Annotated in this window: 19 protein-coding genes; 5 read left to right on the top strand and 14 right to left on the bottom strand. The window is 37.6% G+C overall.

The genetic code is table 11. From position 1 onward, the window contains the following. The first annotated feature begins 90 nt into the window (after nucleotides 1-90). Complete coding sequence (locus QUE72_RS17125; RefSeq protein ID WP_074496133.1) at nucleotides 91-285, top strand: YheV family putative zinc ribbon protein; 195 nt, start codon at nucleotides 91-93, stop codon at nucleotides 283-285. A gap of 24 nt (nucleotides 286-309) precedes the next feature. Here the strand turns inward: QUE72_RS17125 and QUE72_RS17120 are convergent, their stop codons facing one another. Further along, nucleotides 310-549, bottom strand: a complete 240-nt coding sequence (locus tag QUE72_RS17120; protein WP_074496130.1) for a SlyX family protein — start codon at nucleotides 547-549, stop codon at nucleotides 310-312. Then, nucleotides 534-1,520 carry a WD40 repeat domain-containing protein gene (locus tag QUE72_RS17115; RefSeq protein ID WP_074496128.1) on the bottom strand — a complete coding sequence of 329 codons (987 nt, stop codon included), beginning with the start codon at nucleotides 1,518-1,520 and terminating at the stop codon, nucleotides 534-536. The genes QUE72_RS17120 and QUE72_RS17115 overlap by 16 nt, the downstream gene beginning before the upstream one ends. Nucleotides 1,521-1,637: 117 nt before the next feature. Between QUE72_RS17115 and fkpA the strand changes: the two genes are divergently transcribed. Beyond that, a complete protein-coding gene (gene fkpA, locus QUE72_RS17110; protein ID WP_074496126.1) occupies nucleotides 1,638-2,432 on the top strand; it encodes an FKBP-type peptidyl-prolyl cis-trans isomerase in 795 nt (264 codons plus the stop codon). Nucleotides 2,433-2,586: 154 nt separating this feature from the next. Here the strand turns inward: fkpA and rsd are convergent, their stop codons facing one another. Further along, nucleotides 2,587-3,048 (bottom strand): sigma D regulator, encoded by a 462-nt coding sequence (gene rsd / locus QUE72_RS17105; RefSeq protein ID WP_286270346.1) that lies wholly within the window; start codon nucleotides 3,046-3,048, stop codon nucleotides 2,587-2,589. Between the two features lie 60 nt (nucleotides 3,049-3,108). Further along, the gene (locus QUE72_RS17100; RefSeq protein ID WP_286270345.1) at nucleotides 3,109-3,999 is read right to left on the bottom strand and encodes a S1/P1 nuclease; all 891 of its coding nucleotides are present in this window, start codon (nucleotides 3,997-3,999) and stop codon (nucleotides 3,109-3,111) included. 145 nt (nucleotides 4,000-4,144) lie between these two features. Here QUE72_RS17100 and QUE72_RS17095 point away from each other — a divergent pair, with 145 nt between their 5' ends. Next, nucleotides 4,145-5,245 carry an NAD(P)/FAD-dependent oxidoreductase gene (locus QUE72_RS17095; RefSeq protein ID WP_286270344.1) on the top strand — a complete coding sequence of 367 codons (1,101 nt, stop codon included), beginning with the start codon at nucleotides 4,145-4,147 and terminating at the stop codon, nucleotides 5,243-5,245. Between the two features lie 46 nt (nucleotides 5,246-5,291). Here QUE72_RS17095 and QUE72_RS17090 read toward each other — a convergent pair whose 3' ends face one another. From QUE72_RS17090 to QUE72_RS17060, 7 genes are all read right to left on the bottom strand, one after another. Further along, nucleotides 5,292-6,161, bottom strand: coding sequence for a LolA family protein (locus tag QUE72_RS17090; RefSeq protein ID WP_286270343.1), 870 nt, complete (start codon nucleotides 6,159-6,161; stop codon nucleotides 5,292-5,294). Beyond that, nucleotides 6,145-6,711, bottom strand: coding sequence for an RNA polymerase sigma factor (locus tag QUE72_RS17085; protein ID WP_286270341.1), 567 nt, complete (start codon nucleotides 6,709-6,711; stop codon nucleotides 6,145-6,147). The genes QUE72_RS17090 and QUE72_RS17085 overlap by 17 nt, the downstream gene beginning before the upstream one ends. Before the next feature lie 510 nt (nucleotides 6,712-7,221). Beyond that, nucleotides 7,222-7,989, bottom strand: coding sequence for a LytR/AlgR family response regulator transcription factor (locus QUE72_RS17080; protein ID WP_286270339.1), 768 nt, complete (start codon nucleotides 7,987-7,989; stop codon nucleotides 7,222-7,224). Next, on the bottom strand, nucleotides 7,982-9,034 hold the full coding sequence (locus tag QUE72_RS17075) for a sensor histidine kinase (RefSeq protein ID WP_286270336.1): 1,053 nt from the start codon (nucleotides 9,032-9,034) through the stop codon (nucleotides 7,982-7,984). Before QUE72_RS17075 ends, QUE72_RS17080 begins: the two co-directional genes overlap by 8 nt. Before the next feature lie 215 nt (nucleotides 9,035-9,249). Next, nucleotides 9,250-9,669 (bottom strand): DUF6463 family protein, encoded by a 420-nt coding sequence (locus QUE72_RS17070; protein ID WP_175573065.1) that lies wholly within the window; start codon nucleotides 9,667-9,669, stop codon nucleotides 9,250-9,252. 28 nt (nucleotides 9,670-9,697) lie between these two features. Beyond that, on the bottom strand, nucleotides 9,698-10,246 hold the full coding sequence (locus tag QUE72_RS17065; RefSeq protein WP_074496109.1) for a TetR/AcrR family transcriptional regulator: 549 nt from the start codon (nucleotides 10,244-10,246) through the stop codon (nucleotides 9,698-9,700). Further along, nucleotides 10,243-10,755, bottom strand: coding sequence for a DUF2867 domain-containing protein (locus QUE72_RS17060; protein ID WP_074496106.1), 513 nt, complete (start codon nucleotides 10,753-10,755; stop codon nucleotides 10,243-10,245). Before QUE72_RS17060 ends, QUE72_RS17065 begins: the two co-directional genes overlap by 4 nt. A gap of 225 nt (nucleotides 10,756-10,980) precedes the next feature. Here QUE72_RS17060 and QUE72_RS17055 point away from each other — a divergent pair, with 225 nt between their 5' ends. After that, the gene (locus QUE72_RS17055) at nucleotides 10,981-12,696 is read left to right on the top strand and encodes a DUF4153 domain-containing protein (protein WP_286270332.1); all 1,716 of its coding nucleotides are present in this window, start codon (nucleotides 10,981-10,983) and stop codon (nucleotides 12,694-12,696) included. Between the two features lie 339 nt (nucleotides 12,697-13,035). Here the strand turns inward: QUE72_RS17055 and QUE72_RS17050 are convergent, their stop codons facing one another. Together QUE72_RS17050 and QUE72_RS17045 are read right to left on the bottom strand one after the other, a co-directional pair. After that, nucleotides 13,036-14,685, bottom strand: a complete 1,650-nt coding sequence (locus QUE72_RS17050) for a GGDEF domain-containing protein (RefSeq protein ID WP_286270331.1) — start codon at nucleotides 14,683-14,685, stop codon at nucleotides 13,036-13,038. A gap of 411 nt (nucleotides 14,686-15,096) precedes the next feature. Continuing rightward, nucleotides 15,097-16,260, bottom strand: coding sequence for an alpha/beta hydrolase-fold protein (locus QUE72_RS17045; RefSeq protein ID WP_286270330.1), 1,164 nt, complete (start codon nucleotides 16,258-16,260; stop codon nucleotides 15,097-15,099). 255 nt (nucleotides 16,261-16,515) lie between these two features. Here QUE72_RS17045 and QUE72_RS17040 point away from each other — a divergent pair, with 255 nt between their 5' ends. After that, a complete protein-coding gene (locus QUE72_RS17040) occupies nucleotides 16,516-18,711 on the top strand; it encodes a winged helix-turn-helix domain-containing protein (protein ID WP_286270329.1) in 2,196 nt (731 codons plus the stop codon). A 164-nt stretch (nucleotides 18,712-18,875) separates the two neighbouring features. Here QUE72_RS17040 and QUE72_RS17035 read toward each other — a convergent pair whose 3' ends face one another. Continuing rightward, nucleotides 18,876-19,883 carry an alpha/beta fold hydrolase gene (locus QUE72_RS17035; protein ID WP_286270328.1) on the bottom strand — a complete coding sequence of 336 codons (1,008 nt, stop codon included), beginning with the start codon at nucleotides 19,881-19,883 and terminating at the stop codon, nucleotides 18,876-18,878. Nucleotides 19,884-19,963: the final 80 nt, after the last annotated feature.

The following is a 19,963-nucleotide window of genomic DNA, read 5'->3' as shown; positions in this document are numbered from 1 at the left end:
AATTATTGAATAACCCGCGTATTGTCGCTTTTCCTGTAGGTGTAATTCAAGGTAAAATATAGGTAATTTACCTCAATCGTGAAAAGAAAGATGAGTAAAAAAAGGTTTATAGCGGGTGCCAGTTGTCCCAAATGTCATGCCTTAGATACCATGGCGTTGTTTAAAGAGCATGATGTGGAAAAAGTTTCTTGTGTTAAGTGTGGCTATCAAATGAGTCAACCTGAAGAACACGTCGAAAAAGACACCAGAAACAATGAACAGGTCATCGGTGTTTTTAAGCCCTAGTGTAAAAGTTGAGCCTGTATCGCTTTAATAATGAGGGGGCGGTGGCTCATCCTCTAGGCTCATCAGTGTTGGCGCTTGTTGATGCTTAACGCGGTTAATTAAAAGCTTTATTTGCTCTTTTAACGCTGACAGTTCTTCTTGATGCACGGTAAGCTCTTGGCTTAGTTGTTCTATAACATCGTCTTGAAAAGCATTGCGAGACTCTAGCGCTTCAATGCTCTGTTCTAATTGTTTGATTATATCTTCTGCTACTGGGCTTGCCATAATTCTGCATATCCTGAAGATGATTCGGTGATAATATGGTTATTATCGCTAAATGCGACACTGTACACAACGGCACTAGCCGGATAATTATCTTCTTTTGGTGTTACACGCCAACTTGTTATGCGTTCACCGTCTTTTATACGCCAAATACTTACCTTGCGTGACGGAGCGCCAGTAACGAGTAAATGACCATCTTTTGAAAATTGCACGGTGCTAAATACTTCTTGTCTATTTGAATATTGTAATTGGCTAATAAGCTTACCTGTTTTAAGGTTCCATAGATTGGCTGATTTTTTACTATCAGCGGTAAAAGCGTAACGACCATATGGGTCAATGGCTACCATAGTGACACGGCTTGGATGATTAAAACGGTAAATAACTTGTCCAGTTTGGGTATCCCATACATAAGCGACAAAATCATTCGAACCGGATAAAGCAATACGTCCGTTTGGTAACATATCAACCGTATTTACTTTCTCTTGGTGGCCTAGAAACTCAATGCGGCGACCTGTTGATGGCGTAAAATGAACCACGGTTCCATCGCTTTTTCCAATTAAGATATTTTTACCATTATTTGATAAAGCAACATCACGAATGGTGGAACCATCTATTTGCCAGAAACCATGTGACTTACCTGATTTTACCTTCCATAACGAGAAATTTTGTCGGCTTGCGGTTAATACATGACTATTATCGTGGGCAATATCTAACGATAGCACTAAGTTGTCGGCTGAGTCTTGTTGTTGTGACCATTGAAAAAGTAATGCGTTGTTTTTCAAGTCCCATAAACTAATGCCATGATGCACTGAACTGACGGCACTCAGGCTTGCGTCATCTGAAATATTAGCCGCATAAGCACCATTAGCTGCGTGCTGCCATCGTTGGATAGGCTCATCGCTAGCGGGTTGGCATCCGGCTAAAAGTAGCGCGAATAACAGCATATATAGTATTGAGAATTTGGCTATATTCATTAAGGGCTTTTTTCTACCTGCATTTATCGTTAGTATATGTTCTTTTTTAACGTATGTGTATGTCACAGCAATAATTGCGGTTGTATATTAATTTGAACCGCATCAATGGAGAATTCAATGAAACTATTTAAACCTACGGTTGTAGCACTGGCGTTAATTTCAGTGGTAGGGTGTCAAGAAGCGAAAAAAGAAGAGCAAGCACCAGTCGTATTAGATACTGAAGTGCAAAAACAAGCTTATGCGTTAGGTACCTCAATTGGTATGTTCACTCAGCGAAATTTAGAACAACAAGAAACGTTAGGGTTAACGTTAGATCAATCGTTAATTTTACGTGGCATAGAAGATAGCCTTGCTGGTAAGTCAGCAATTGAACAAGAAGAAGTTCAAGCGTTAATGATGAACCTAGAAAAAACGATGCGTGAAAAACAACAAGCCGTTACTGAAAAGCAAGCAAGTGAAGCACTAGAAAAAGGCGCAGCGTACTTAGCTGAAAACGCAGAAAAAGAAGGCGTAGTAGTGACTGAGTCTGGATTACAGTACAAAGTTGTTGAGGAAGGTGAAGGCGATAAACCGAACGCAACAGATGTGGTAAAAGTGCATTATCAAGGTACGTTAATGGACGGTACTGAATTTGACAGTTCATACAAACGTAATGCGCCGATTGAGTTTCCATTAAACGGCGTTATCCCTGGCTGGACAGAAGGTGTTCAATTAATGTCTAAAGGCGCTAAATATAACTTTACGATTCCAAGTGAATTGGCCTATGGACCTCAAGGTAGACCCCCTCAAATTCCTGCTAACTCAGTACTTAATTTTGTTGTTGAATTAATCGACTTTAAAACAGCAGAAGAAGCGGCTGCAGAAAAAGAAGCAAATGCAGAAAGTGGCGAAGGTCACGGCCACGATCACTAAGTCAAAGTAAGTTAGTGATAAAAAAGCTTGGCAAACGCCAAGCTTTTTAGTTTTTGTCAATAATTATTCAACTTGTTCTAAGCGCGCTAATGAAGTGCTAAGTGGATCGAATTTTTAATTCAATTGCTATTAAACATGCCCTAATCGTTGAAAGCTAATACCGATGCAGCATTGCGAGTAATTGATCTTCTTGATTAAACCTGTCTTCCATCGCTCTACCTAATGTAGAAAGTTGCAAATCAAAGTTATCAGGCAATTTAATGTTTGTTGCTTCTGCAAACTGATCATTAAAGGCAAGTGCTAAGTCTGTCGATTTATTCAGTGTAGGAAAAATTTTTTCGGCTTTCTGTTTATCTGCAGGCCCTTTTTTTTGGCATTGCTCTATCACATCATGAAAAATTTCAAAGTGACTGGCTGATATGTAGTCCATCAATAATTGACAAAAGCGTTGAATTTTTCTTTTTTCCGGTGTTTTCTGCGCGATAGAATCACTATTTTGCAAATCTATTAGATCACAGTACGCCACTAGCACTGCTTGACGTTCCTGCAGCCAATTATCAATGGTTTGATTTTGTCCGCCCCAACGTTGTTTACTTTGTTCAAGTTGTGTAAGCATAAACATCCCTGTAATTGACAGAATTAACGTCGATCTAGTATGTGTGAAGTGGTTAAAAAATCAACTGTTTTTTGTGTTAAGTACATCAGTTAGTCGTGCAGCTAAGCGTGTCGCTGCCTGCGCCATACGTGTTGCTAACTGTTGCTGTTGAGCTAAATGATATTGTTCAGTGATCACAAAAGGTACATTGTTATTCTGTTGGCAATGCCCATCATGAAACTGACAATAGCCAATTTCTTTACTGGTCACTATGGCTAATGATTCATTGGCCCAGTCGAATTCGTTTGATAGTTGCCATTGCTTTTTTATGTTGTTTGGCATAAGCGTGTTAAGGCGACTTAACCAGTATGTTGTTAGTGCTTTTTTAGAGCGTGGCGACGGATACAACAGACACTCATCCCAATACCAATGTATGTTATTGCATCTGCCTTTAAATGGCGTAACTTTTATACGATTTCCGCCTAAATCACTCGCAAAGCTGACATGAAAAGGTTGATGGATATCACCTAACCAGTGTCCTAAAAACATTAGCGCTTTCGCACTTTGCTCATTGGTTTTATGAGCCATTAATAATTCGCTGTGGATCTTAATTGCACGCGTTATGCAGTTTTTTTGACAGGTGCTTTTGGTAATTTCTTTGCTGTTTCTGGCGACGTTAATATAGTGCCAAGATTTATATTTATCATATTCAGGCAAACGCTTAATGGCATCGGCCCAAGTACAGGCGTTAGCAAATGTTAAAGGTGTATCGTTCTTTTTTCTTAGGTATTGATTAATAGCTAATCGATCTTGCTTTGATACTTGGTCTAATAATGCTGTGACAGAATGTTGTGTCGATGTGGAAAGTTGCTCATATGCAAGCTGACATACTAGCTGATGTCCTAGCTTACCTAAGGCATAACTAGAGTGGCTAGCGAATAGTAACATAGCCCCAAAGAATAATTTATACATGATTTTCTCGTTTAATGTGTGTTCTGCCATAGCTTACGGCTTAAACATTGCGGTGCGATATTCATATTAACTGAATTTTTAGTAGAACTTAAACTAAAATAAGGGAATAGCTAGCAATAATAAAATAAGTGACAGAGCTGAGTTTATGGAAAGATTTGATGCGGTGATTATCGGTGCTGGCGTGGTAGGTTTAGCGATTGCTAGGGAACTTAGTCAACGGTTTAAACATGTGTTGCTTATTGAAAAAAACACATCATTTGGTGAAGAAACTAGTAGCAGAAATAGTGAAGTGATCCATGCAGGCATTTACTATCCTGAAGATAGTTTAAAAGCAAAACTTTGCGTTGAGGGTAAGCATTTATTATACGAACACTGTGATCGCTTTTGTGTGCCTGTAAAACGTGTGGGAAAATTACTTGTAGCAACAGGGAAAAACGAAGAAGCGGTATTAGCAAAAGTATGGCAACAAGCCCGTAAAAATAATGTAGATGACCTTGCATGGCAAACGGCCAATCAAGCAAAGCAATTAGAGCCGAATATACGTGCTACAAAGGCACTATTGTCTCCGTCAACGGGAATTATCGATACGCATCAATTTATGCAAAGTCTTTTATTTGATTTTGAAAAGAATGACGGTATTTATGTAGCCTGTACCAATTTATTAGCTATTGAAAGAGTAAATGAAAATTATCAACTGACCTTAAGAAGCGTTAATGAGATAACCCATGTGCTTGCTCCGGTAATTATCAATAGTGCAGGTTTGCATGCTACTGATGTTGCTAGCAATATTGTTAATTTTCCTATAAATAAAATACCTGAAATACATTGGTGTCGAGGGCATTATTTTAGTTATAGCGGTAAAAGCCCTTTCAGCCGTCTGGTTTATCCTGTACCACAACATCATGGCTTAGGCATACATGCATCGTTAGATATTGCTGGGCAATTAAAGTTTGGTCCTGATACTGAATATGTTTCCGCGCTTAGTTATACAATAGCACCAAATTTACAAGAGAAGTTTTATCACGCGATAAAAGAATATTTTCCAGCTGTCATAAGAAGTAAGCTTCAACCTTCTTATGCGGGAATACGTCCTAAGTTGCAGTCTGAACATCAAGGGTTTAAAGACTTTTACGTACAAACATCTGCAATACACGGCTTTCCTGGCGTGGTTAATTTATTTGGTATTGATTCTCCTGGACTGACGTCGAGCTTAGCATTAGCTAAATACGTTGCAAAAGCATTATAAAAAAGCGCCCCAAAAACGTTATTTTTTAGGGGCGCTGTTAACAAGCCTAGTCTTCTTGACTTCTTTGCTGGTAATTTTCACCAATCTCAAGTGAGAATAACTCATCATTTAGTGGCAGATTAAATTCCACATCGGCTTCCATTTGAAATGCCGTTTTATTATTTTCAGTCGCAGTACTTACAATGATTTTTATAGGAAGTTGGGTACTAGGATCAATCCATAATGTAACGTGTGTGCCAGATTCCTTGAACGCCAGACCTGTTGCCGTTTTATTATTAATGACCTGTTCACCGAGTTCTGTAACATCACCTTTGTATTGTTTTATTGCGTTAAACCAATACAGGGGATCATTCTTGGAAGAATCTTCAGCTTGTTTTGGGTCAAAACTGAATGGCGTAGCAAACTTTGGCCCAGGAAGAAATATTACCCCTTGGCCCTTCTTGGTATTGATCACATTGATGGTTCTGGCATTTTCCCCACCTTCGGTCAGTGGAATACTTTCAACACGTATTAAACCAGGTTCACGGTAATAAACCTTAAATCGAGAGAATACTGAGTCAAAAGCCTTCATTTCGGACACAAAGCGCATGCTTGTGATTTTCTCTAATTGTTGAACCACAGAGGCAAAAGCGACGCGTGGAGGTCCACTTAATAGTAATAACGTGATCACGCCTAGCGTTAATGTTGCTACAGCTCCGCCGAGGGGAACCAATGATATTTGTGATAGTTTTTGTTTGATTTTACTTAATATATTACCTTTTCTCATTGAACTAGCTTCAGCTATTTCGCTATTTTCTTTAATGACTGCTTCTAGGTTTAGCTGCATTTTTTCATCTTCAATAGAAGACGGTGAACGTGCTTTTATTGAAGCAATATAATGCTTTAGCTCTGGGCTTAAATTATCCTGTGATTTCATAACCTGCTCCTAAAAATTGTGACTCTCCCACCAATTGTGAGAGCTTTTGCTGAGCGCGATGTAAAGTAACGCCTACTAAGCTATTTGAAATACCTAGTTGTTCGGCAATTTCTTGATATGAAAATTCTTCTATGTGCCTTAAACAAAACACATGTGCATCTTGCGCTGTTAACTCAGCTAATGCACTGCTAAATTGTTCGATATCCCTAGATAAAGCAATTTCTCGATAAGGGTCTGCATTGTGCTGTGTTTTATCAAGTAACGGCACTTCATCATTAGTGGAATAATCCATAGACTCTTCCGCTAGCCTTTGTCGACGCCTTAGTTGATCTATCGCCGCTGATGAAGCCATTGTTCTCAGATAAGCCGGCCAATTTTTAATACTGTCGAAGGCATTGGTTGGTTTCTTAAACAGTTTAATAAATACCTCCTGAGTAACGTCTTCAGCCGAGTGACTGTTACCCAGTAAGCGATAAGCTGTATGAAACACCAAGCGTCCATGTTCATCTGCCAGTTTGGCAATGGCGGCATTTTGGTTTTTGTTATTCAACGACATTCTCCTTTTTTCGCTTCTCATAAGTATGACGTCGCTAGTTAGTTTTTTCTTACAAGAGATTATCGATTAATCAATTTGGGGTAAATATAAGCCGCGATCATCGTTTATCAACATTGTTTTTTAGATAAATTTTTAGCTTAACGTTAATTAACATGTTGCATAAGCATTATAAAAAGCCCTTTATATGCAATAGGTTATAAATTATGCTTAATAATTATTCGCAAAAAATGCATAACTTGTCACTATAGGGTTGTTATGTAGCGTTGTATTAATTATTCAAATACGAACAGCAGTGGCATAGCATCAAGAGCAGTGGAGAAATTCTCTTTGGACAGCTGAATTCTTGAATTTGTGAGGTAGCTTGTTGACAATATGGTTGTAAATCAATAATCAATGAGTGAATTTTGGGGCAACATAGTTGCCCCTTTTTTTGATTGCCTTTTACTTAGTCTATTTCCAATGACGATGATCCTAAGTGGATGAAAAAAACTAAAGTTGTTTTTATTAAACAGAGTTTAGGTTAAGTAACGTGTCTAACTTATTTTTATTACGCCGACTTAAGGTTAGTTGCGATTTACTGTTTAATTGCACTAAATAGTCGCCAGTCTCTGTTGCCGTTAATGTACGAACGCACTGACGGTTTACAATTGAAGAACGATGAATACGAATAAACTCTTTTGGGTTTAGTTGTGTTTCTAACATTGTTAACGTTGCTCGGTGTAATAGGTGATCACCATTGATTAAATGAATATCAGCATAATTGCCAGCGCCTTGAATATATTCAATATCGTCAACATCAATTAAACGAATTCTACCTGGATCTTTAACCACCAATTGCGTTTTAAAAGGGGAGTCTGCTTGTTGTTTTAAGTGAATAATGAGTTCATTAATATTCGCTAGGTTACTCACTTGATTATTCGCAACCTGTCGCTTTGCTTTATCTAATGCCTGATAAAATCGGTCATCATCAAAAGGTTTAAGTAAATAGTCTATTGCGTTTAGTTCAAAGGCACTAATAGCATATTGATCAAACGCCGTTGCAAAGACAATAACAGCATCTATTTCAAGTAATTCTGCGGCTTGTAAGCCGCTTTTTCCTGGCATTTGAATATCAAGGAAAATAATATCAGGGTGATGCTTTTTCGCTAATTCAATGACTTGATTTCCGTTTTCAGCAAAATAAATATCGCCGATGTCAGCTTGGTTTTGCAATAAATACTGAATGGTTTTTCGTGCTAAATGTTCATCGTCTGCAATTAAAACACTAATCATAATGCACCCCAATTGGTAGTGTTAATCGTGTTTCGAAATAATCATTTTCAATTTCGTTTAGGCTTAAGGTATAACGTTGTTGATAGATTTTATCTAAACGTTGCCGACAGTTAGTGATACCAATGCCAAAGCCTTGATGTTCGTCGGTTTGTGATATTTTATTGATTAATGTGACTGATAGCTGTTTGTCATCACAAGCGATTTTTAGCGTTAATTTATTTTGATTACTTTCTAGTTGGCAGCCATGCTGTACTGCATTTTCAACTAGGGGTTGTAACAACATGAAAGGTATTTGGCAGTCATGTAAATTTCCTGACAAATTAACGGTTGTAAGTAGTTTATCTTCGAAACGCATTTTTTGAATCGTGAGGTAACTCTCGATAAATTCAATTTCTTGAGGTAAAGGTATAAGCTGATGATTTTGGTTTTCTAATACTTTTCTTAACATTTGGCTTAATTCACTTAACGCTTTTACCGCTTTGCTTTTTTCATCTAGCCGGATCAAGCTGGCAACCGTATTTAAGGTATTAAATAAAAAATGCGGGTTTAATTGTGAACGTAACGATTGTAGTTCTATTTCGAGTAACTGTTTGGCTAATAGGTCATTTTTTACCGCATGCTGTTTTGCTCGCGTGTAATAAGTAATTGCGTAGCCGGTACAAAATACAGATAGATAAATGAGAAAATCAATATGTAGCGGACTTAATAGCAACCGTTCAAATGCTTCATTTATGATTTCTAGGTTCACAGCGCCGTGCTTGATCAGTGCCACCTCGATAATGGTTAAAAACCAATATAAAAAAAATAACATCAAAGATGCCAGTATATTGAGGCAAATAAATGTTGATATTCGTTCTTTTTTATAGGGAATTAATTGGGTTGATGTGAATACCAATGGTGCGATAAGCGCCCAATTTCCCCACCAAGGTAAATATTCTAGCCAAATATCAGTGTATACTGCGGGTTTATCATAATGAAGCAGCATTCGGTAATTGTAATAAGCAGCAAATGTGTTTAGTAGTAGCCAAAACAACGCATTTGCCAAGCAAATTTTCCTTGAAGGAAGTTTATCTAATAGCGTTGAGAAAGGCATAACAGGGGCTACCGCTTTGTTTACAAAAATAACATTATTTATACAGTATAACGGGCAATAGTGCTTTGTTATCTACCGTTTGTCATTAATTTAAAGCCACGTATAACAAATGAAGTAAGCATTGAACCATGGGTATTTTAGAGCAATGCTTTACCTTATTGATATTGTTAATTATGTTGGCTAGACGGGGCGGTCGTTATTTTGCTATCAGGTTGTTTACGCTTTGTTGTGCCTATGATTAAAATGGCGCCCTGAATGATAAACAAATATGCCCCTGATATTGGCATAATCACCGCAACAATAACGCCGATAAACACAAACCCCCAACCCAGTGATAGTGGCGGACAATAACCTTCATTTAATGCTTTTTGCAACATCAAGCCAAATAGCATCCAAAAGCAACCAGTAATTAAAAACCAACTTATTGCTTCTCGATCAAAGGCCATTTGGTTATTAACGAGAGTCGAAAAAAACCAGCCATCTTGATGCATTGCAACTAAACTAGACCAGCCTAAACTTAGGCCAATAATATTGTGTAATATACCCGTGGCTAATAAGTAATATCCTGAATATTGCATAATTTTCATGTGTCGTCCTTAATATTTATGGTTAAATTTACATTGTTGGTAGTAAAGCCTTAGAGGCCATAGCCGATATTCTAAGTACATCTTCAATATTTGGTTCGGGATGTATTTGCTGCATGCCCAAAAAGTTAGCATATGCCATTAACGCAATATCATTCGCTTGTGATTGTTCTAACCCTAATTCAACGTAGCACTGAGCTAAATACTGTCGTCTTTGATTATCTATTTTCTCAAGGTAAACTTTGATCGCTGGTTCATTTAATGCCCACGCGCGAATATGTTTTTCAGCTTCTATATTATTATTGGCAATCACGCTATCAAGTTTTTGTAACCTTTCCTGAGCAGAATCTTGTGTGTTTGCTTGTTCAATAAAGGAAACGGTCGTTGTTTCGTACCAATGAGACATTAAGCATTCAATGAACACTGCACGATTGTTAAAATGATGATAAAAAGAGCCTTTTGTCACCCCTTTTAGGTCACAAAGTTTAGCTATTCTAAGATGCTCTGGCCCTTTTTCAATCAGTACCTTAAGTGCGAAGGTCAGCCAGTCTAATTGACTATTCTTAGTTGAAGTACTCATATTCTATTCGCTTTTATCGCGTTGTTAATCACAATACGCGCAATAAAATAATGAAAGGGCAAAATGGCATTAACATAAATGCGGCCAAGTATTGTTTTCTGGTTGACTAAACTTGAAACAATTACGGTGTTTTCTTGTTTTTTAATACTCAGATAAAAAGCCATGTGCTTATCCTCTGCGTAGCTAATAATCTCGTTGTGCGATTTTTCGATAACAGTTAGAAAGCCAGCTTGATCTCCCACCATTAATTCATCACTTTGCGGTATTAAATTACCTTGATTAACCTTAAAACCAAATATTCCCACGAGTTTATTACGCAAATTCATTAGCCCGTTTACCCAGTTAGGAAGATAATGAAAAATGGCATATTGCAACTGGCTAGGGGATAGTTTGACTTTTGAAACCTTCGTTTGTAGTGCATCTCTGAAAAAAGGGTGTACTGCTTTGCTAATTAACGCATCATCAGCCGAAACTTTTACGGCTTGAATCGCAGGAAATAGTTTAACCATTACGTTGCCTTGTGATAATAATTACATACCATACGGTATGGTATGTTTTTTTGCTACTAATGCAAGTGCAAAATAAATATTTTTGAAACGAAAAAGCAAACTAACAATACGGGGTGTTAAGATAGAAAGCGATTGTGTTGCTATTTGTTTGACATAGCGTGACTAAAAGTATTTACCTGTGGTTAAATGGAACCGTGAATGTGTTTAACTTCAAAAAGAGTGGATATGGACAATCAATTACCTAAGCCTTTTATCATCGTGTTTGCGTTACTTCAAGGAGCTATATTAACGCTTTTATATCAAAGTGTTGAACAAAGTAGTTGGCCAGCCACACAACCAGTATGGCTTACTTCGCTAGCAACATTTGCAATAAGTTTTCCTTTACTGACTTTTTTATGCATTACAAAAACAAATGGCAAAGCCATAGCAAAATACTTGTTACCGTTTTGCTTATTGCTATCCGCTTTAGGCGGGTATATTGGCTTTCAACTTGAGCCGATAAAATATGTTAATAACGATAGCGTAGTTGTTGTATTTGGCTTTACTGCATTATTAGCTTCTTTTAAAGCTCTCATGTATATCAAACAGTATATGAGTAAGCAGCCAATAACGTATAGTTCGTTGTTTACGTTATCTTGGCGAAACTTCATTATTTTTGCTGAGTGCTGGCTGTTTGTGGCGATATTTTGGGGGATATTACACCTTGGCGCGGGGTTGTTTTCAGTTGTAGAAATTGAATTTTTTCAACAACTGTTGAGAAAAGATTGGTTTGTGATACCGGTGTTAAACCTTGCTTTTGGCTTCGCTATTATTGTTTTTAGAAATATTACTTATACCGTTGACCATATCTCTACAATTTTACAAACACTGATCAAGTTTTTGCTACCTGCGCTGACAGTTGTTTCGTTGGGTTTTCTAGCCACTTTACCTTTTACGGGATTAGGAACTTTATGGAAAACAGGTTCAGGAAGCCTATTAGTGATGTGGTTACAAGCACTCACGCTGTTTTTCGTTAATGCAGTTTACCAAGATGAATCGCATGAAAGGCCGTACCACCCATTTATTCATCGGCTTATTTTTATTGGTATTGCGTTGTTGCCCGTGTACAGCGTTATTGCTGTGTTTGGGTTATGGTTACGAGTGGAGCAATATGGCTTAACCGTTGATCGTTGTTGGGCCTTGTTAGTATGGCTATTGCTCACGTGTTTCTCATTGGGCTATTTGTTTGGCATAGTAAAGCAGCGTGATGCATGGTTAGAAACCTTAAGCAAAGTCAATATTGCAATGGGCGTGGTTGTTTTAGTTGTTATGTTGCTGGTAAATTCACCCGTTTTAAATTTTCAAAGCATAGCGGTGCAGAGTCAGATAGCCCGCTTAGAGAAAGGGCAAACGACTTACGATGATTTTGATTATCAGTATTTTGACCATTCTCTAGGACGGCAAGGTTATTTAGCATTACAAGCCCTTAAAGATGAACTAGCAACAGCTGCTCCTGAGAAGATTGTGATCATTGATAGAATGTATATTAATACCCAGCATAGGAGTAAAGAAAATTTCACTCTTACACAGTTTAAAACATTAGTGACTTATTGGCCGCAACAAAGTGAGTTTTCTGCTAACTTAATTGAAGCCGTTTATAATAAGGCTACTGAGCATCAATGGTCAGGTTTTGATAATAATAGTTACTATTTTTTAGCAACCGACTTGAATGGTGATCAAAAAGCAGAATTTGTTATTATCACTGAAAATAACTATTCAACGTCAGCTAATTTATGGTTTCTTAGTGATGAAAAATGGCAGCCAAAACATATGCCAGTACATAACCCTTCTAAAGTCCGTTACCTAAAAGAACAGATCATGGAAAATAACGTGACAGTGATAAAACCAAAGTGGAACAACTTGAAAGTAGGTGATGTAACATTCAAAGCACCAATTAATTGATGTTTTGGGCGGATGAAATTAGATACTAACTAAGGTCTGTTGATCTTTTGAGATTAAATTTTGTTCGAACTAAACGCTTTTTGTTCAAGACGTGAGCAATGTCGCATGGTTATTCCATGTAAATTGCGAACAACGATGAAGAAATAGCGTTTAGCTCAACCTAAAGGGCAGCGTTTTTTGGTATTTATACGTCGTTATTGCTTTTTCATGTGGAATAACCACACATTAATCGCAATGCCTTGTCTAAATACCAATAAACTGCTGCAAAAATAAGCGCGAAAGATCAACAGGCCCTAGTGTTACTGTAAATAAGCTTGCCACACGTTATTTAATGCAAGCTTACTTTTTCTGCTGTTTTTGTTGATACATTCTTTTATCGGCTAATGACAAACATTCAGACACTGTGCTAGCTTCTTGGTGTGTAGCAGTACCAAAGCTAAGCCCTGCGGCCTTCCATGTGTTTTTTAACGTTTTACTAATGTCCTCAAGTGCTTGTGAAACAGTATCCTGTAATTGAGGTAAACTTTCTGATGAACAATGAGAAAAAACACAAATAAATTCATCGCCCCCTGTTCGAAATGCTTTTCCTTTATCGACCACTAAGTTTGATATAAGCCGAGCTCCGTTGACAATTAATAGATCTCCTTGCTCGTGACCAAATTTGTCATTGATAATTTTTAAACCATCAAAGTCTATATAAACGATAAAATAGCATTCTGATAGGCAATTTAACGTTTCGTTTAACGCATAACGGTTACCTAACTGGGTAAGTGGATCTATGCGTGATAAATAAAAGTGTCGATTAAATTCTGATTGCTTTATTTTGAACCATTCAGATAGTGAAAGAACAATACAGATACAATCAATAGACAACGCCACTAACACCGTTATCTCTGGGTAGGCTAATGAACCAAAATATCGGCTGTGGGCAGCGGTATAATAAATTAATGATAAACTATACAGCACGTTACCGATAAGAAAGTACTTCGCTCTAAAATCATGCTTGGTTAGCATTTTGCAACTAACAGATATGGTCAAAATGATCCAGCCAAATGCCAAAATGTGTGCAAGGTAAAAGCTTAATTGAAACGGCAGAAATACCATGACTAAACCTAAAGAAAAGCAAACAGCTGTTATTAAATTAAGAAACTTATATAGAGAATTATGTTTGGCTTTGCATTCAAACAAGTCGGCAACAAACTGGCTAGCACAGGCGATCGCAAACGGGAAAATATACATACCAGCATAACTCCAGTTATTGTGGGAGCCGATAAATATGTCTTCGAAGAGTCCAGAAGCAGCTAACCAACCAATCCCGTGCAAACCAACATAGCCTGCGCAGGTAATTGCTACTCTATGTCGGGTGCCAAGGTAAATTAAAAGTGCGAGTATACCTAGAAGTAGCATGGCGGTAATCGTGACAAGAGTAACCGTGTTGTTAATACTCTGATACCAGTAAAAGCTACTGGTATCGTAAATTGTCAACGAAGCAGGTGTAGGAAAATGCTTTGCTGTTATGTAAAGCCATAATGTACCGCTTTCTTGTTTTGCTAGTTGTAATGGAATCGCCTGAAAATGAAGTAATTGCGGTGTATTTCTATTATTGAGTTGTGAAAAGTCACCAAAAGTAACAATGCCTTTATCGATAGGTTGCCAATAAGTTAACCCTTGGTCGATAAAGTTGGCATTAACCACTAAAAACCAAACCGTATTTTGCCTATTCGTTATATTTAGTTTCGCAAGATATCCGCCAGACTGCCCTACGATACTGCCATCAACGATTAAAGACTCATGCCATAGTTGCTCTATATTCTGTTTGTTTACGTCTGTTATTCCCGTGGATACTTTGCGCCAGAGTTGTTTATCAGCAATTTGATGCGCACTTTTGCTATCAAGTGCGATGGATGTTGATGCTGTTAATGGCGAGGATAATAAAAAGAGCGATAATAACAAAAACTTTGTAAAAGCAAGGAATGATATTTTCTTCAAGAACTGATCCTGTCTATGTTTATTACTGAGTGCTAGGTGAGAGATTAAGCATGTCGTTTCGTAACATGTTGATAATAAAGTTACTTGCTAAACATCACTCTGTTAATATTTTAGCAGATAATTTTAACTATTTAGCGTTAACTTAGTTTTAAGTGATAAGATTTAATAAATGAAAGCTTCAGTATTCTTTCAGAGCGAGAAAATATATTTTTTCTGTATTGATTCGTCAAATGAACTCAATATTACAGACCCTATATAAAGGTGCGCATATATTTTAATGCTTCGACCTATTCTGTTTATATGAATAGGTCGAGTGGGTAACAGATATTCTTCAAGCAGAGTAGTTAGTTTAGCTTAACCAAACCGCTGGTTGTTACTTTTTGCTGCCATTCGATTTTTGCTTTTAGCGTGTCATCTTTCCTTGATGCGATTAAGTAAATTGTCGCGGTGGTGTTTAAATGAATTATTCTCAACATTTTCAATGACGCTTTTTTCAATGGCAGTATTCATCATGTTGAGCGCTTTGTTAAGTTGTCCATCAGCGGCTAGGCCATCAGCTAAGCTGTCATAACTGTCAGCTTTATAAGGGTAATTTTTTACATTATAGGTAAATATTTCTATTGCTTTTTCAATGTCTTTTTTTTCTAACGCTATATAACCTGCATGATTAACTGCACGGTAACTAGGTGTTATCTGATAACCGTATAATTCAGATTGTTGTTGATAAAACTGCTCGATTGCCACTAAACCTTGCTCAATAATTTCTTTTGGACACTGCAATGATTGTTGTAATGAGTGGAATGCTTTAGGGTGCCCTGCAAGTGCAGTGGTGTTGTGACCTTCTTGTTCCACTAAACTCTCATGGTAACGAAAACCTTCAGGGGTATGCTTTTTCAATAATTGTAAGTATTGCTGATAAGCACTCAGCATCATACCGCCTTCATTGCCCATATTGATATATAAATAGCTATTGAGCTTAGAGGTGTTGGCAAAAAAGTGTTCAGCCTCTTGAAATATTACCTTGTTATGCCACCATAAGCTCGGACTAAAAGCAAAATGAGCTTGAAATAGTTCTGGCCGAGTTTGCATCGCATACACGGCAAATAAACCGCTCAAAGAGTGCCCTGATAATACTTTAAACTTATTGGTACGATAGTTTTTGTTGATATAGGGGATAAGTTCTTGTTCGAGAAAATCAAGAAAGTTATCAGCGCCACCTGAAATGCCCCATTCGTTATAACTTTCATCATAAGTAGGGGTGAAGTCTCGAGTACGGTGGGTATTTTTAATGGCAACAATAATCATTTCGTGAGCATTATTATCTTGGTTGTGCAGATCTAGTGAGCCCACAACATGATTAAAATTTCTTTGGCCATCTAATAAGTACAATACGGGATAATCTAACTCGGTGTTCAATTGATAATTATTGGGTAAGTGTATTAACAGTTCTCGTTGCTCGGCTAATATTTTAGAGGGTAAACTATCGATTTTTGATTCGCCTCGTACCTTGGCATAAACACTCGTGATATTGGCTAGTAGGAGAAAAAGCAGTATTGCGATTACATGGTTAAACATAAAGTGATCCTTTAAGTTAAATTAGGTTAAGTGGCATATTCAACAGCAATCACTGTGATTTCTTTTGTCGCTAATGTAATGATTATTTGAGGAAAAAAGGTGATGAAAAGGTGATAACGCACATTTCAGTGTGTTTTTTGAACGAAAAGCTGGTGTTGTGCATTTTACCTATTTTTTATCTGGTGAGCTGCGTGATAAACTGCTTTTACGTTAATCGTTGTTATTTATGCTAACCTCCAGAGCAAACAAGTCGTTATGATCCAATTTGGCGAGTTTATCCTTGATGAAATACAGGCGCGATTATATTGCCAAGAGACAGAAATAGCGTTAGAGCCAAAGCTATTTGAATTGTTATTACTTTTTGTTAATCAGCAAAATACGATTATTTCCCGTCAAGACATTTTAGCGCATTTGTGGCCAGGTTCGCTTGTAACTGATAATGCTATTAATAAGCTCGTTGCCAGCCTTCGCAAAGTGTTGGCAGATGATCCTAAAAAACCTCAATACATACAAACGGTGCCTAAACGAGGTTACCGATTTATATGTCAGGTAAACCTGCTTGATACATCGCAAGTTGTTGACAGAGATTCACTCATTAATAATGAAGTAGATGATGGAAGCGCCCAGCAACACAGAGTTCGAAATAAGGTGATAAGCGGTGTAGCCTTCTTGCTAATACTGTTACTTGGTAGTGGGTATTTATGGAAAATAGTTAATAATAACAATAATCAAGGCGCTCATAACTCCTATACCAAAGCGTTAACGCGTGCTCACGGCATGGAAGAATCAGCACGTATGCACCCAGATAACAACCATCTTTATTATTTAAAGCAGGATGTAAATACAGCTGCTAAAAATACGCGCTATCAATTGAGGCTTAAAAATATTCATACCGCGCAAACAAAGCAAATTGATATAGGGAACACTAACATTAGTAAAATTATTGCTGTTGTTTCAACGCCAAATAACGCAATAACCCACATGCTATATCTTGATAAACAGCGAGGGACTTGTCGTGTTTATCAAGCGACGATAACGGCTAAAACACCCGATTCTACAAGTCCTACAATGCACTGGCAACAAAACGATGAAAGGCTGTTTGACTGTAGAGATAAGCGGATAAAAGATATTGATTATCATGCAGGTAGAAACACGATTTATTATACAGCACAACCGCAAAACTTTTGGCCTAATCAAATTTATGCTTTTGATTTAGAAACTAAAAAGCATAGTTTTGTCACACAAGCGGAGCCTGTTGGTTGGGGACATCACAATATTGATATTTCACCTGATGGCAACAAACTACTCATTATGAGTACTACTGGTGATATCAAAACCCAGCTGCAGGTGTTGAACTTACGTACGAATGAAATAACTGAGGGCGTAAAATTTGATTACCTTGTTACTGAAGCTATTTGGCATCATAACTCTGAACATGTGTATTATTATGCTGCGCCACCAGCAGAACAAATTATTAAAAGTGATATACAAGGTAACAATGCAACGTTGTTTGTAAGCGCATCTGAATATTTATCCCCACAAATGTCGCTGTTCCCAGATGGAAAAAATTTACTGTTTAGCACCAAGCAGAACAATTACGGAAATAGTTGGTTAGTTGCACCTAAAAACATAAATGAAAGCGTCAACATTAAGATCGATAACTCCACCGTAGACGACTTTAATCCAGCGTTATTTCACCAGAGTTCTCAGTATTTGTTTATATCAAACCGCAGTGGCCGAGCACAATTGTATTTGGCATCAAACGAAGGTAAGCAAGCCAAAATAGTGTCAAATTTTACTCAACCTTATCGCTTGAGCTATATGGCTTTATCACCTAATGATCAACACCTATTACTTAACGTTGATAATAAGGTTTACCTTATTCCCATGTATGACTTGAATGAACATAGCCCGTTAACAAGCCTCAAAGAAGAGCAGATCATTTTTACGAATGAAAGCCCCATTATTTCTCTTGATTGGTTATCAGAAAATGGTGCGGCAATTACCGTTGTGAATAACGGCATACCTGAATTAAGGGTGGTTAATTTACTGAACCGAAAAGCGCAACCACTCAGTGGAAAATGGTCGTATGGTTTGACTGACAGCAAACACCCTGAGTATCACTATTTAATCGATCAACAGAGTAATACCTTATATCGGGTAGCTTCACCAACATTCAGTGATGATTCAATTGATAAATTACAACATTTGACCAATACACAAATAACGCTGCCTAGTGGTTTTTTCCTGGTAAAAATAGACGACAACGTGTTGTATTATGGTAGCGATGAGAATGGCAGTGCTTATCTAAATGCCGTGCCATTAGATACTAAGGCTCAAAGCCAAAAATATCGTTTAAATGACTTTATAGGCTACGACGTTAATAACGGTAACATTATCGTCAGTGATATCGAAAGCTTCGAGGGGGATGTGCATCGCACGATGTATTAAGCTTCTGAACCATAAAACAGCGAGAGTTTTTAAGTGGTCATTTTTTCAAATTGAGGTTTTTAATAAGGTAATGAAAACTGTCAAAAACGGACAGTGAAAACCAACATCTTACACGATGCAAGACCTGACCCTAACATCCTTTCATACATTTATTGAGTTAAAAATTATGAGTCGGTCGTGCCGGAGGCGTTGGTTACATTGCGACTGAATTGATTGTTCACGTACTCAACGGCTTCCTTGATTTTAGCAATAACAACTTCAGGAGCATCACCCGTAATGTTATGAGTGGCATCGTTAACAATCATGTGTTCAGAGTTGGTAGATAACTTCGCTAGACTTTGTTGCATTTTAGCCCACTTTTCTCCCATGCTGTAGAAGCGAGGGCGTGAAGCATAGGCCTCACGGTCATGGCTCATTACCACCAGTTTTAAGTCCCCAAAATCATAATTGAAATTTTCCAGCGGCGTATAAAATCCTTTTTCGTTTCGATACGTCGACAGCACATGTGCCCATCGAAAACCAGCATAATATTGAGCTAAGCGTTTGGACCTATCAGAGTTGTATTCATTAAAAATATTCTTAATTTCGAAGAGACCTAGAGTTGCATTAATGTATTGTAAATTTTTCACGGTATCTGAGATAGGGTCAAATATGCCACGTAAAACTTCGTGTTGGTTTTCGTGGGCGGAATCTAACAACAACAGCGCCGCCAAATTAATATTTTCTCTGGCAGTGGTTCTTCTTGCGATAATCCCGCCATAAGATTTAGCAACAAGTACAACAGGGCTGTCGCCAGCAATGTGCTTAATTAAAGACTCTTGGAGCTGAGATTTTTGTTCAGTGGTGAAAGTTGTTGGTACATCATCACTGCCACCATGACCTAAGCGGTCGTAGTAACAGGTTGTGAAAGTTGAAGGTAACTGATTTGCAATGGAAGACCATACTTCCTCAGAGTCATTACCAAAACCAGTTTCTAAGATCACATAAGGATGGCCACTACCCTGACAAAGGTATCTTACTTTTTTGTCTTGAAACGTAAAGTACTCACCCTGTAGCACAAATATTTCGTGTTTGTACCAGGCGATACCTCGTAAAATAAAATAGCTGAAAATGATAAGTGCAATAGCAAAAAGCAATTTATTGGAATAAATTCGACGATATAAAGAAGACACATTAATCCCTTAATTCTTTTGTAGTTTTTTCTTTTATCACATACTCACAACAAAGGTCAAACGACAGAGTCCACCGTTAT

The sequence above is a fragment of the Thalassotalea hakodatensis genome (genome assembly GCF_030295995.1).
GTDB classification, from domain to species: Bacteria; Pseudomonadota; Gammaproteobacteria; order Enterobacterales; family Alteromonadaceae; genus Thalassotalea_C; species Thalassotalea_C hakodatensis.
The sequence above is the reverse complement of the archived record's forward strand: the minus strand, read 5'-3'. Positions and strand labels throughout refer to the sequence as shown.